The sequence below is a fragment of the Paraburkholderia monticola genome, assembly GCF_001580545.1.
In the GTDB taxonomy this organism is placed as follows: Bacteria; Pseudomonadota; Gammaproteobacteria; order Burkholderiales; family Burkholderiaceae; genus Paraburkholderia; species Paraburkholderia monticola.
On sequence record NZ_LRBG01000004.1, the window covers coordinates 619,284 to 631,832 of the forward strand.

Genomic DNA, 12,549 nt, shown 5'->3' on the forward strand with positions numbered 1-12,549 from the left:
TATCAGTTCGGCTTGCTTTTCTTGTCGACACGGTCGAACCGGGTCGCGCGATGTGGAAATCCCTCGACAGGTGAGAAAGTGGGAAATTCATTGAGACAAGGCTTGAAGCGGCGGAGAAGTAACGAATCGATCAGAAGGAACGGAAGGATGATCCAAATACACACGACGGCGACGGCCACTTCAAGCTGGTACCCCTTCAAAATCGAATCCGCAAAGGCAAACGCCGCAACGAAGATGAACACAAAGTTGAGAAGTGCAACTCGGACTACGAGTTGTCCGCGATAGACGAGGTGCGCAGCTGTGGCCTGATCGAGCAGTTTCGCTTGCCGGCCGCCAGTGGGCAGAAAAAGAAAGTATTCATCGGTGAGGTTGACCTGCTCACCCGAAGAATCCGTGAACGACTCGACCGGTCGAAATCCCGCTTGCTCACCGAAAACGCGGTGTGCACCGCGGGATACGCTAACAGAGGTGACCGCGGCCTCTTCCAGCGTAGCCGATAGAGCCACTCCGTTCTTGCGAGCTTCCACCAGGGGCGCCCCCGACATGGCGCGTCCCCGCACCCACGGCGCTCTACCTGACAGGAGAACCGAGCTGATTTTGGTCGGCAGGCCGAAGCGCACGCGATTGCGTTTTGGTGGCCGGCTCATGAACTCGGCCAGTAATACGTCTTTCATGAGATCATTGGTATCCTCGCGCTGCCGTAGCGCTGCGGGGAGCTGGCGGTCAATCGCAACGTCGAGTTGCACTGTCTTGCGCGAAAAATCGAAGACGGTGAGAAGAAGCTTCGAGTAGATTTCGTGAACCGTTGCGTATTCTTTTTCCGTGAGTGCGTTCACCAGACGTTCGCGCAGCCACGCTGGCATGCTTCCTTCCCTGAACCACGGCAGCGCCGACAGCAACAGCAGCCGCTGTGGAGTGATCACGGGCTTGCCATCCTGTCCGCGAAGCGACTGCCCGACATGGAGCGTCAAATTCCAGCTCAGTTCCGGATAGACAGCGCAAGCGGCCATCCAGTGAAACCCGTCATCTGTGAGGATGTCGCGCGTGAGCGTGTCGAATTCGGCCATCACGAATTCGGATGGTGGCGCCGACGACAGCCAGCGAGTCGGCCTATCTTCAAGTATGTCTGCGAGGCGGTTCAGGGCCTGTTCCTGCTCTGGAGCATACCCCCGCGCCGCAAGCGCGAATGCCGCGTAGCGTGGCTCATCTTCGCCGGACAAGATTTCTACCGCCGCCGGAATGCTTTCGGGCAGCAACGGCAGCACGGTCATGTCCAGTGTGCTCGATATCACGAGTTCGCGAAAGCCCCATAACAGCGGGGGCGCCGGAGTCAGGCAGACCCGGCGTCGGAACAGAGTGACCTGAAGCGCCCAATGGCCGATCTTCCCGGATACCGGATCGAGCATGCCGTTGCCATTGGTGAGCAGAATCAGGCGATGCCCGGCATATCGTCCGCACAACTCGTCGAATGCGAGACGAGGTGCATCGTTGCTGCGGAATACGCGTCGGAAGTCGGTCTCGAAGTAGTAGACGTCGACATAGGTCTGCGCCGATTTGAGCGTTTGCACCAACGAATTGGCGAAATGCGTAACGTGGTCTTCCCGTCCGCAACGCTCGATCAGAATGAGGTACTCCGGAGCGAGGGGACGTCGGGCGTATTTCGGCGTGAATAGGCCCATGTTTTGGAGCGATGCATCGAGCGTCGCGTCGATATCGATTTCCGCCGATTCGGTCATGACCGGACGGCGAAGTGCCTGCACGGCGCGCAGCGTCTCGCCTCTTCCGAAGGGCGAATAGCTGCTCGAGGTGAGCAGCAGCCGCACCAGCTCGGGACGCCCTTCGACCTTGCGGCGCCCGACGAAGGCACGGCGTTGTTTCGCCGGAACCACTGCCCATAGCGCTAGCGCGGCGAAGGGCATGAATGTGGCGAACAGGATGCCTGTTCCCATCAGGGACTCGGCAGACAAAATGCGTTGGGGGGCGTGCAACGAATCGAATCTCGGCCAGTTGATCCTCGGCACCAGCGAATGCCAGTTCCAACTAATTTCGGGTCGCTGAAAATTGGTCTCAATCTCGAGATGAAAGGACAACAGTCGCAGAAGCACAGGCAAGACAATCAGCAGCAGTGCGCAGATGATCGCCGCCTCGATCATGCGAATCACGCTCGCGAGCTGTTCTCGACGTTGCAATTCGAGCATGGCCATGTCACGACGCACGCTATCGTCGTCCTGACCTTCGGGTAGTAAGGAGGCGGAGCCATCCACCTGAGATTTGCTTGCGATGTAATGCGTGGCGCCGAAGAAATACTCGAACCTTTGATGGAAATGCTTGTATTGCTCGTCGTTCGTGCTCAACACGGCGGCCAGCATACGGCAGAGGCGTTCCGAATCCCTCGGAAACGCTCCTTGGGCGTGGAGATGCAGGATCAGGTCATACACGCGCTGCTGCTCGACCAGCCCAATGGCGAAGCCGTGCGCCTTCAGTTCGCGCAGGAAGGCCGGCAGTCTCTCATGCTGAAACATGATGGCTGTGGCCTGAACTCGCGAACCAACGCGAGAATTCGTCGCCTACGCGATCCTGATCCTCAGCCACCTTCGCGAGCGCGGACAGAGCACGGCGCGCCTGCCATTGACTTCTCAGGGCGGCCGAAGGTTCACACCCGAACTCCAACATCGCAACGAGCCAGTTGAGGAGTTCAGCTGTCCCCGGTTTCTTACGCAGGCCGGTGCTATTCGCCCGCAGTGTCATGAAGAATTCGATGGCCTCGCTCATCAGCGGCGAACCGGTCGCGAGCCGACCGCTCAGGCGCGTCAGCACGATTTCTTCGAGCCGGTCCGGTTGCGGAAACGGGATGCTGTAGAAGATGCAGCGCCGCAGAAACGCTTCCGGAAGACTCTTTTCCGAATTGCTTGTCATGATCAGCACGGGACGAAAGCGGTCGTCCGCCCTTATCAGCATTCCCCCGGCCTCAGGGACTCGAAAAAAGAAGCGTTCGACTTCGTTGAGAATGTCATTCGGGAAATCGCGAGGTGCCTTGTCGATTTCATCGATTAGAACGACTGACCGGCGTTGGCCGGGATGCGCATAATCGCTTGGAAGATAGTGCCTCACCGCGTTCTCCTCGTTGGCAAGGATGATCGCCTCTCCGAGCGCGTTGAAGCTGATGAATTCGCCGAGGTCTTCGGTGTCCTTGCCGGCTTGCGCGGCGCGAAACCTCGCCACGTTGTCGAAGGTGTAAAAGAGATCCCGTGCCACTGAAGTCGACTTGGTCTCGAAGTTGAGTGGATCGGGCAGTCCAAGCTGATAAGCGACGCTCCTGGCGAGTTGTGTTTTGCCCGTGCCCGGTTCGCCCGTCACGAGAAGTGGCTGGCGGAGGATGAGAGCGACGTTGACTGCATCTACCAGCCCCTCATCGGGGCGGTAACCGGCGGGATCTTCAGTTTCGCCCAGCAATTCGGCCACATGCTCCTGCGGGGCGGGGCGTGCGGGCGGCGGGAGTTCGGAGTAGAGCAAAGCGGTCATCAGAGAATTCTCCTGACGTCGTCGCCGAGGAAGCTTCTGAAAACGAGCGAGAGCGGCTCCATGGGCAGGCGCTGTCCTTTGTCGCGATGTTTCAGGATAACGTCGAGCTGGCCAATCAGCCGTTCGACTGGCGGCCCTGTTAGCAAGGCGCGTATCTGCTGTTCGGCTTCCTTTCGGGGACTTCGGAAGATGGCACGTACCATCACCTTGACCCTCTCCGGATCGTTGGGTCTCAACACTTCCCGCACCCAATCCTCGGCGTCCCCCAGCGACAGGCTAGTCAGTTGGGGCAACACGTACACGCGAACCTGTTCTCCGTCCAAAGCTTCGATGTTCTTCGACCAGGAGTGGAGTGGATCACGCGCGCTTCCCTTGAAGAAGATGCGCGAGAGCATCGACGGCGTCTCCTCGTGATAGGAGATGCACATGAGCACGATGACCGGTTGAGAGGGCGCCGGAACGTCTGGCAACGCGCCCCATGCCTTGATGGTGGCCGCGAGCAGTTCGGCCTCGTCTTCCTGCCACGAGTCCGGACTCACGATGCTTGTGACTGAAATGGGTTGCTTGAGCTTGCCGATGTGCCGCATCAGCTCGACGTCATCGTAGGTCAACGGTAATTCGAGCCTCTTGAGCAGCGAGCGCCGATACATTTGCGCGCGTTTTCCGGCATCCGATTTCTCGTCAGAGCGTTCTGGCCAACGAACGAGCTTCTTGTTCAGCTCGGTCGAATTCTTTTGGCTTGCCAGGCATGTCGGAATGGCGTCATCGACCAGACGGTCGACGAAACCGTCGCAACACTGCTGCTCGGTTCCGTGCACGACGAACACGATTGGACGATGCGGCGCGTGCTTTAGATGCTCCGTCAGCTTCTCGATGACGATCTGTTCCTGGGTGTCACGGTCGGCGAAATACGGAAGAATGTTACTGTCGACAGGGCGTTCGCGCCGCTTTTCATAAGTTCTCGGCACGATCCCGTGATGGCGCAGGGCGGTCTCCACGGCTTCGATCCACGGTCCGGACTCGGAGATCGCTCGGATGTACTGAAGCAACGAAAGGCGAAACTGGAAAGACGGAGGCGGCTCGAGATTCTCTTGCAGCATGAGCGGAATGACGGCCAGCTTCTTAACGTTCAGCGCGATTTCAAGTTCCCGACTGACCTGGTCGCTATCGAAGGCCTGACTGGTCGCCATGAGCAACAACGCTTTGCAGCTTCCGATGGCTCGCACGATTTGGTCTGCGTAATCTGTGCCGCCCGGAATGGTGCCACAGTCGGGCGCGAACCAGATTTCGAAGCCGCGGTTGCGCAACGGCTCGAGTCGCTGACGCACCAGCGCTTCGTTCGCGCTCGCATAGGAAACAAAGAGATCCGGCATAGTTCTGGACTCTGCACTCCGTTCTGGATACCGTCCATAGCGACGGGACTCGATGTCACGCGATCCATGGCTCTGCGAACATATACAGCACGCGCCCCGCCGCGTAGATGCAAAGCAGCTTCGCGGCTGCCGCCCAGTGTTTGGCGCCCTGCCAATACGTCGCGCTTCGCCAGAGGCCAGGGAGGACGAAGATATTGAAAATCACAATCAGGGCGATGTAAAAGCGAATAAGGAATGCACTCTCGGAAAATCTGATAAGGGTAACACCCAGTTCGTCGACGATGAGCCAGTCCACGATGACGAGGCCGCCCCAGAAGGCGACGGGCAGTTCCAGTTCCCCACGCCAGAAAAGTTTTAATAGCATCATCGCGAATTACTAAAGATCGTCCCACTTCGATGTTGCTTCGGTTTTTGGTGGCCGGCCTGCCCAGCCGGCCTCTGCGCCGAAGCGATTGGGGTTAGGATCACCAGATTTGAAGAGAAAGTAGAGGGGACCTAGCAGCCCCAAGAGAGGAATAAGTCCCAGTAGGTTGAACAGAAGCACCGTGCCGAAGCCTCGACCGAAGTCGTGCGCGCGCTTCAATTGTGTCGCCCAGTTCGACCAGATCACCAGGATGAGACCGGCAATCTGAGCCGAGGCGCTCAACAGGTCATTGTCGTTGACTCGTAACGACGAAGCGGCTGGTCCGAATATGCCAGTAAAGAGATACGGCAGCAGCAAGAGGCAATATCCCACTGGGAAACAGAATAAAAAGGTCAATCGCGACATGCGTCCTCGCATGCTGAACAACGCCCAGACCGCCGACGCCAGCCAGTTGCGGATCTTGGCCGAGTAATGGTCGCCTGCATTGACAGAGGCAGACGGTAAGGGGGGCGTCGAGTCGCTCATGATCAACCTCTACTGGCCATATCAAACCTACGTTGTCTGGAACATTGCGCGCGCGGGGTATTCCGGGTTTTAATTAGGAATTCATAGTCAACGAGACGTGAGAAGTCAATATAGGGCGACGACGTGAGCGCGGTACCGTACATAACCGGCGAGGACCTCCTAACTAGGAAATCTTTTCAGGATTGTAATTACATCGATGAGTATGGGTCTTGAAAAGTAAGCGCGTATTAATTCGAGCTTATTTAGTCAGTTACAGACTAGTAGAGGCGGACATGGGGCAAATCCGGTAAGCTCGAACGGTACGCCTGAGCAGGGTGCAAGACGCGGGAAAGGCGATATGTAGCCGCCTGCGGGAGACCAAATTTAAATGACAGCTGTGCTCGGCAATCGGATCGGTCGATTTTGCTTGGAAATCGGAAACAGTCGTGGCCCGTTGCGGCGATCCGGTTGACGGTCGAAAAGCGAACAAACTAATTCGCTTTCAGCGCGACCGCAAAAACGTGTCCACCGAATACACGAACCTGCGCACGACTACTTATCTGTACGACGAGCAGGCCTTTAACTCGCCCGCACCTTCCCAGCCAGTCGCGTTGACCACCCGAAACGGTCACAACGAGCGTTGGCTGCAAGAGCGGATGTTGAGCTTCCCTCGCTGCTGCCCATGACCTAGTTGTTCGGCCACGACGATCCTTGCGGAATGCCGCGTCCGCTATCTCTGGTCTCAGCCGTGCGTTTCTCCCGACCTCGATCATCGGTTTCTTCAATAGGGCATTCCAGCCACATCTTGATCAGATGCTGATCTCGTGCAGTTTCAGCAACGCCTCCTCGGCGTTGCCTCGCTTGCACAGGATCACGAGATCGTCCGCGTAGAGCGGGTGCAAGCGTCGCCCAGCAGCAGCTCCAACCGGAAGCAACCGGAGCAGCTATGGAGGCAACGAAGTGGCTGAAGCCTTTGGTGATGCGTGTCACGAATTGGCGACAGCGCGATTGTGCAGGCCGTAACTCGACCTGCTCTTGCATCACGCCCGTATCGTCAAAATCACTGGCGAGAGCTACCGGCTCAAGGACAAGCGAAAAGCTGGACAAACAGGAGCGCGGACACGCGCGAAAGCAGCCGCGTGATACAGGACCCGGGTGGGTCAGATTTACTTCGGCGAATCGCCGAAAAGATGGGGATCCGAATTCAATCGGGGCTGACCCATTGAGGAATTCCCCCGCTAGCGGACATCCCAGCCTGCCTCGTGGCGTCCGGGTTATTGGAGTTGTGATCCGGACCCGGCTGAGGCAATTTCCTTGTCCGATGGCGGATTCCGACAGCATAATTTCTGATTTGATATACGTTACATATAGGTCACCGCCATGGTTGATTACGAGCTTGGAAAGAGAGTCCTCGCGCTACGAGAGAAGGTCGTCGCAGATTTTAACGCTGGAGATTGGGAGGAAATCGGTCTTCTTACGGGCTTTTCTGACCAAATTTCTAGGCACCCGCGTCTATTGCGTAGTCTCGCTTGGGGCGACGAAGATTACGCTGGAAATGCACTCACGATGATCAGGGAGACTGCAGAACAAGACGAGAATGCCTTTGAAATTTTCGAGAGGTGCGTAGCCGAGAAATATCCCGAAGAAAGCCAATTCGTATCGGCCAAGCCATCCGAACGGAAGATTACGTTCGCTCCGAACGTCTTCCAGGTCCCGGAAAACATGACCATAGAAACCGACTTGGTTGCTGTAATGATGCCGTTCAACGCTGCGTTTAACGCAGTGCACGAAGGAATTCGTCGTGCTTGCACAGCAGCCGGGTATCGCTGCTCCAGGGTGGACGACATTTGGGAGGAAAGTACTGTGATTCAGGACATTTTTAACTTGATTTTCAGGGCACATGTCGTGGTCGTTGATTTCACGGGAAAGAATCCAAACGTGATGTACGAAACTGGGATTGCTCACACTCTTGGGAAGCATGTCGTTCCGATCTCTCAATCCCTCGACGACGTTCCATTTGACATGGCACATCACCGAATTCTGAAGTACCTACCGAATGGCGAAGGCATTGAGGGTATGGTTGGTACTCTTGCGAACAAGCTTCGTCAGGTGAGCGTGTGACGTATAGCTCCGTTGAACGGCGGGTATCAAATGCGCAATCTGGCCGGTTTGGATCGAACCGGTCAGCCGCAATTGCGGCATGAACCCTTTCTTTTCGTATTTCACCGACCCACCGTACTTGTCATACGATTTGAGCGTCCCGTTGTCTTCAAGCTCCGCAGTGCCGCTCCAGTGTTTGAGCTCGCTGATGCGTGCCTCTTTTGGGCCGACCAGCACGAAATCGAGCTCAGGGCGATCCGTCTCGACACGGGCGGGTACACGGACACTGGTAAAACCACTCGCGTCTTCTGAAGAGAGCGTGAACCTGTCGCTTGTATCGAAATAGATGCGTCCCTGAACTCTCGTAAGCGCGTCCTCATTTGCTGGTGCCGCGCTTACGAACTCTCTATCCAAGCGCGTCTTTACTTATCGAAACATCCTTCGCAATGACACACCTTGCCATCACGGACGCCTGGCGGAAATTGAGGCCCTTTGACTTTCGCGCCCTGGTAATATTCGCGGTCTGTAGATTCAAACGAACTGATGTTTTGCACGGACGTCTCAGTGGAAGCACCTGCAAAAGCCTGGTCCTGAGTAAGGGTGTATTCGTCTAAAGGCCTCGCTACTTCGTGGTAGGCATGGCGAACGGAACGGCCTCGGGATGGGTCTCAACTGCCGAGCAGGAAAGCCGCTTAGTTCCCGCGTCGGGGTCGCCGGTCTGTGCGAGCGGTCGTCGCGCTGCCAGGTTTGTCAGCGGTGGCTTTCACCCGCTTTCTGACCAGCTTCGGCGTCTTGCTGATTGAACGAGGAGCTTTTTTGAGCTGCTGTTCAACCTCGGCGACTAGTTCACTGGGCGAGCATTTCAATGCGGCTGCAAGCGAAAACAGCATTGTCAGAGTCGGCTGGTGCTGGCCAAGTTCCAGCATGCTGACGTAATTGCGCCGTATATCCGCCTCAAAAGCGAACTGCTCCTGTGTTAGCTCGGCGCGAATGCGGTGCTTGCGCAAGACCGCGCCAAAGACTTCGGCCAACTCCAAAATTTTCTCCCAGTGAAATGGGAGCACTGTCCAGTTGACGCTATAATTTGTCTTCCCAGTAAACTGGGAATTAGATGTGTGACGCTTGACCGATACCTATATGCGATGAGGGTTTGGGGAGTTTTTGATGGTGGCTGGATGTTCTCGAGTGGGATGGTTGACTCTCATGAGAACACTGACGTCGTCATCGACGGGTGATTGATAGAGAAAGCGTTTGGGGTAGAGGCTTTATGTTTGTGACAAGTGAAAATAACCGTCTGCCGGTGTCGGAGGTCCCGTTCGTGCCGGAGGGTACCGACGTGTGGGGGGTGGTCTCGCAACTGGTGCCGCGCGACGTGCTGATCCTCCGGGTCTCGCCGCGGCGCTCGCGGGACATGCCGACGATCGTGATGATGGACCTGACAGGAAGCGCGCCGTCGCTTGACCAGTTCGCGGACGGCGATACCGTGCTGCGCGGCGCTGCGGTGCTGAGCACGCGCCAGGCCCGCGAAGTCGAGCAGTGGACCCTCGAACCGCTGAGCGAGATCCGGGTCGGGGCGACCGAATACGATTCCAGCAGCGGGCAGGACGGGTTGCTGGTTACGGTGACCCGGTTCACGACCGCGGCGGGGCGCACATTCTCGGTGCCGTACGCGGTGGCGACGCGGCCCGCGCGGGGGACGCGGCTCTGGCGGGCGAAGGCGTCAGCCACCCCGGCCAGTTGCTGAGCCGGCACGGGCCGTGGAAGCGTTCAGGAGTGCAGGGCCGCGCCTGCCCTGACAGTCGATGGACGTGCTGCCACGCTGGCGCGGTGGACCCGTGCTGTTTCTCGATTTCGATGGTGTCGTTCTCCCGGAAGATGTGTGGCGTTGCCCCGGCAGCGGACCGTATGTCGCGAGTCCGCCAGGGCATGAGGTGTTTGAACACACGGCGCTGCTTGAACGCTGGCTCGAACTGTATCCCGAACTGCGCATCGTGCTGTCGACGCACTGGGTGAGGGTGTTGGGCAGCGTGCAGAAGGCTGCCCGCCGTCTGTCCCCGCAGTTGCGTGGCCGGGTGGTCGGCGCGACCTTTCACAGCGGGATGGATCCACGGTGGTTCGCGTCGCTGCCGCGCGGCGTGCAGGTATGGCGCGATGTATGCCGGGGCGCGCCGCAGGCCTGGCTCGCGCTCGATGATGACGACAGCGGCTGGCGGGCGGTGTGGCGCGACCGTCTGTTGCGCACGGATCCGGTACTCGGTATTAGCGCGCCTCCGGTGCTGGCGGAACTGCAGGCGCGGTTCGCGGCGATGCACCGGAAACACGAGACCTGGCCGTGATAATCCGCCTTATCACGGGCAGCGGACATTCGCCGCCGGGGCGGCACGGGGAGAGGACATGAGGAAACACCGGAAACTGCCGGTCCTGCCGCCGGACGAGACGTCCGGGCAGTTGCGCGCGCGGCTGCGGCGCTTCGCGCTCGCGACCCGCGATGACGCCACCCGGACGTCCAGAACCGCGACGATCCCGTTTCCGGAGCAGGTGACCGTGCTTGTTGGTCCGCTGCGCCGCGCGCGTTTGCCGGGCACGGAGCCGGCGCGGGCTCACAGCAGCGCCGGAGAGCCAGACCGGGATGACGAGGGCAGTCAATAAAGGCTTCGGAAGGCGGCGGCGATGGTGGGTGGCGCGGGGCACCCCGTGCGGACCGTCCAGGCCGGTTCAATGAAACAGGAGCGAACAGATGTTGCACGTCGAACCGACCGGTCACGGCGATGGGCCGGTGCTTCCCGGTCACGCAAAGAGGCGCGCGCGGCCATGACCGATCACCGCTTTTTTGGTGCGCTGGTGTATCCCATTCCGACCGGGGTCATCAGCGACTCGGACAACCGCTACTTCATCGACACTGAGTTCACTGATTTCCGGCGCTGCCAGTTGATCAGTCTCGCTGTCGTTGGCGGGAACGGTGACGAGTTCTACGGCGAGCGCACCGACTTCGATCCCACGCTGTGCAGCGACTTTGTGCGCACCGTGGTGCTGCCGCAACTCGGGCAGTTCGAGGGGCGAGCGATGCCGTTCGCCAGGCTGCGGGAGGCGCTGCGCGCTTGGCTCACGGGCATACCGGGTGATGGGGCACCGGTGCTCTGTTACGACTACGAGACGGACCTGAACCTGTTCCGGTTCCTGCTGGACGGTCCGCTGCCCCGCGGCTGGCGGCTGGAAAACATCGCGGGGCGGCGCGACCGGGAGCGGCGCGCCGCCTACTTCACACGGCACGGCGGCGAGCACCACGCGCTGCATGACGCGCGGGCCAATGCGTTCGCCTTTGCTGGCTGAATGTGGTGGACGGGCTGCGGCCGCCGGGAGAACCGGCTGTCCGCTCGGTGAAAGAAAGCTTTTCATGAAAACGGCAGCAATGCAGGCTGAAGACCAGCATGACCCGAGACCGTGAGTGGATTCCGCGATCCGACGCACCGCGCATCGCGCAGCGCCTGCGCGAGCGCCGCAGGGCAATGGGACTGACGCAGCAGAGCCTCGCCAGCCAGGCGGGCATCGCCCGCCTGACCTTCGTGCGCTAGGAAAAGGGAGGCTTGCCTGGCAGCATTCCGGCTGACTTGCTCAAGGCGCTGGAGACCAGACTGCAGGTGCCGCCGGGATGGCTAGTCAGTCATCTGGCACTGCCGGTTCCCGCCGTCTGCGCGGACGATGCGTTTGCCGCCGCGATTGCGGGTTCCGGCGCGCACGCGACGGGCGCTGCGGCACATGGTTGCGAGGCGATCGGCAGACAGGCGGCGAGGTTCAGGGCCGAACTCGGACTCACGCTGGCGGAGGTCGCGAGAGCCTGTTATGTGTCCACGACCACGCTGTCAAAGTGGGAGCAGGGAACGTTTAAGCGGGCGATGACAGCGCAGCGCCTCCGTGCCCGGGAGCGAGCACTTCTGCTGGTGCCGGGGCAACTGCTGGCATTGCCGGCCGCGCATCCCGCGGTACACGAGGGCAAATGGCGCGTGGTCGTCAAGACAGACACACTCGAAATGGAGATCCGTCGCGTCGCGGAATGCCTTGCCACCCGCGGGCGTCACCTGCTCAAGCCGCAGCAGCCGCTGGATGCGAGAGCACGCCGGGATGCCGATCTGCTTGCGCACCGCTACGGAATGAGCAGGCATCGCTGGCCGCTGGTCGATGTCGCGGTCTCTTTTGGGATTTCGCTGTCGCACGCCCAGCAAACCATCGCGCGCATGATCGCGCGGGCGGCGCAGTTCGAATTTAACATCGCGGTGTTGGACTCCATCGTGGAGGCAAGCGCGGCAGGTCTTTCGTTAGCGACCGCCGTGACCCACGGCCGCATGAGAGAGCTGCTCGGGCCGTTGCTCTCTATCGAACGCGCCGCGGCATTCGCCAATGAGGTCGTTTGCCGGCGGATCGCAGGCGCGGATGACGGCATGCCTGATGCATGCGCCAGCATCCAGGAATAAGCGGAGCTCTGTCGCGCGTGTAGGCGACCGCCGTCCATGTACGGGATCTCGATCAGGTGCGTGCCCGCAGGATTGGTGCGCGGGGCGAAAGAGTCATTAAAAGAAGAGGTGAATGCTTCGAGTCACCATTGAGTTGCTGCCCGGTGGACGTGAAACCGGAAAACATGTCATCGCGACGGCGGATATCGTAGGCGTGAGTGGCGGGGCACTCGCTGAC

General features: G+C 59.4%; 14 protein-coding genes and 1 pseudogene. 8 read left to right on the forward strand and 7 right to left on the reverse strand.

Features of this window, described 5'->3' with window-relative positions:
• Positions 1 to 2: 2 nt before the first annotated feature.
• From CI15_RS07660 to CI15_RS07680, 5 genes are read right to left on the reverse strand one after another with little or no spacing between them, the layout of a single operon-like run.
• A complete protein-coding gene (locus CI15_RS07660; protein ID WP_062125771.1) occupies positions 3 to 2,522 on the reverse strand; it encodes a hypothetical protein in 2,520 nt (839 codons plus the stop codon).
• Entirely contained in the window at positions 2,509 to 3,522 is a 1,014-nt protein-coding gene (locus CI15_RS07665; RefSeq protein ID WP_062125773.1) for an AAA family ATPase, read from the reverse strand. Before CI15_RS07665 ends, CI15_RS07660 begins: the two co-directional genes overlap by 14 nt.
• On the reverse strand, positions 3,522 to 4,895 hold the full coding sequence (locus CI15_RS07670; protein WP_062125776.1) for a TIR domain-containing protein: 1,374 nt from the start codon (positions 4,893 to 4,895) through the stop codon (positions 3,522 to 3,524). The genes CI15_RS07665 and CI15_RS07670 overlap by 1 nt, the downstream gene beginning before the upstream one ends.
• Positions 4,896 to 4,950: 55 nt before the next feature.
• Positions 4,951 to 5,262, reverse strand: coding sequence for a hypothetical protein (locus CI15_RS07675; RefSeq protein WP_062125779.1), 312 nt, complete (start codon positions 5,260 to 5,262; stop codon positions 4,951 to 4,953).
• Positions 5,263 to 5,271: 9 nt separating this feature from the next.
• On the reverse strand, positions 5,272 to 5,784 hold the full coding sequence (locus tag CI15_RS07680; protein WP_153041073.1) for a DUF805 domain-containing protein: 513 nt from the start codon (positions 5,782 to 5,784) through the stop codon (positions 5,272 to 5,274).
• 1,002 nt (positions 5,785 to 6,786) lie between these two features.
• Between CI15_RS07680 and CI15_RS37505 the strand changes: the two are divergent.
• Both CI15_RS37505 and CI15_RS07685 read left to right on the forward strand, forming a co-directional pair.
• Positions 6,787 to 6,906, forward strand: a pseudogene (locus CI15_RS37505) (ATP-binding protein); the annotation flags it as partial.
• Between the two features lie 237 nt (positions 6,907 to 7,143).
• Positions 7,144 to 7,884: a hypothetical protein gene (locus CI15_RS07685; RefSeq protein ID WP_062125784.1), complete on the forward strand. Its 741-nt coding sequence runs from the start codon at positions 7,144 to 7,146 to the stop codon at positions 7,882 to 7,884.
• Here CI15_RS07685 and CI15_RS36430 read toward each other — a convergent pair.
• Together CI15_RS36430 and CI15_RS35030 are read right to left on the reverse strand one after the other, a co-directional pair.
• The gene (locus CI15_RS36430; protein WP_153041074.1) at positions 7,813 to 8,277 is read right to left on the reverse strand and encodes an NERD domain-containing protein; all 465 of its coding nucleotides are present in this window, start codon (positions 8,275 to 8,277) and stop codon (positions 7,813 to 7,815) included. The two genes, CI15_RS07685 and CI15_RS36430, sit on opposite strands and share 72 nt — an antisense overlap.
• Before the next feature lie 278 nt (positions 8,278 to 8,555).
• The gene (locus CI15_RS35030) at positions 8,556 to 8,894 is read right to left on the reverse strand and encodes a helix-turn-helix domain-containing protein (RefSeq protein ID WP_206597765.1); all 339 of its coding nucleotides are present in this window, start codon (positions 8,892 to 8,894) and stop codon (positions 8,556 to 8,558) included.
• A gap of 236 nt (positions 8,895 to 9,130) precedes the next feature.
• Between CI15_RS35030 and CI15_RS07700 the strand changes: the two genes are divergently transcribed.
• The 6 genes from CI15_RS07700 to CI15_RS07720 all read left to right on the forward strand — a co-directional run bounded on the left by CI15_RS07700 (position 9,131) and on the right by CI15_RS07720 (position 12,332).
• Complete coding sequence (locus CI15_RS07700) at positions 9,131 to 9,607, forward strand: hypothetical protein (protein WP_062125790.1); 477 nt, start codon at positions 9,131 to 9,133, stop codon at positions 9,605 to 9,607.
• Positions 9,608 to 9,698: 91 nt separating this feature from the next.
• Positions 9,699 to 10,199, forward strand: coding sequence for an HAD domain-containing protein (locus CI15_RS07705; RefSeq protein WP_241495810.1), 501 nt, complete (start codon positions 9,699 to 9,701; stop codon positions 10,197 to 10,199).
• A 58-nt stretch (positions 10,200 to 10,257) separates the two neighbouring features.
• The gene (locus CI15_RS07710; protein WP_062125796.1) at positions 10,258 to 10,512 is read left to right on the forward strand and encodes a hypothetical protein; all 255 of its coding nucleotides are present in this window, start codon (positions 10,258 to 10,260) and stop codon (positions 10,510 to 10,512) included.
• Positions 10,513 to 10,674: 162 nt separating this feature from the next.
• Positions 10,675 to 11,193: a 3'-5' exonuclease family protein gene (locus CI15_RS07715; RefSeq protein WP_062125798.1), complete on the forward strand. Its 519-nt coding sequence runs from the start codon at positions 10,675 to 10,677 to the stop codon at positions 11,191 to 11,193.
• A gap of 98 nt (positions 11,194 to 11,291) precedes the next feature.
• Positions 11,292 to 11,435: a hypothetical protein gene (locus tag CI15_RS36935; RefSeq protein ID WP_161950034.1), complete on the forward strand. Its 144-nt coding sequence runs from the start codon at positions 11,292 to 11,294 to the stop codon at positions 11,433 to 11,435.
• 12 nt (positions 11,436 to 11,447) lie between these two features.
• Positions 11,448 to 12,332, forward strand: a complete 885-nt coding sequence (locus CI15_RS07720) for a helix-turn-helix domain-containing protein (protein ID WP_062125801.1) — start codon at positions 11,448 to 11,450, stop codon at positions 12,330 to 12,332.
• Positions 12,333 to 12,549: the final 217 nt, after the last annotated feature.

Bases quoted from the DNA above. Each gene is read 5' to 3' on its own strand.
- CI15_RS07680 (WP_153041073.1), bottom strand. From the start codon at position 5,784: ATGAGCGACTCGACGCCCCCCTTACCGTCTGCCTCTGTCAATGCAGGC.
- CI15_RS07665 (WP_062125773.1), bottom strand. From the start codon at position 3,522: ATGACCGCTTTGCTCTACTCCGAACTCCCGCCGCCCGCACGCCCCGCC.
- CI15_RS07710 (WP_062125796.1), top strand. From the start codon at position 10,258: ATGAGGAAACACCGGAAACTGCCGGTCCTGCCGCCGGACGAGACGTCC.
- CI15_RS07660 (WP_062125771.1), bottom strand. From the start codon at position 2,522: ATGTTTCAGCATGAGAGACTGCCGGCCTTCCTGCGCGAACTGAAGGCG.
- CI15_RS07675 (WP_062125779.1), bottom strand. From the start codon at position 5,262: ATGATGCTATTAAAACTTTTCTGGCGTGGGGAACTGGAACTGCCCGTC.
- CI15_RS07685 (WP_062125784.1), top strand. From the start codon at position 7,144: ATGGTTGATTACGAGCTTGGAAAGAGAGTCCTCGCGCTACGAGAGAAG.
- CI15_RS36935 (WP_161950034.1), top strand. From the start codon at position 11,292: ATGACCCGAGACCGTGAGTGGATTCCGCGATCCGACGCACCGCGCATC.
- CI15_RS07670 (WP_062125776.1), bottom strand. From the start codon at position 4,895: ATGCCGGATCTCTTTGTTTCCTATGCGAGCGCGAACGAAGCGCTGGTG.
- CI15_RS07715 (WP_062125798.1), top strand. From the start codon at position 10,675: ATGACCGATCACCGCTTTTTTGGTGCGCTGGTGTATCCCATTCCGACC.
- CI15_RS07700 (WP_062125790.1), top strand. From the start codon at position 9,131: ATGTTTGTGACAAGTGAAAATAACCGTCTGCCGGTGTCGGAGGTCCCG.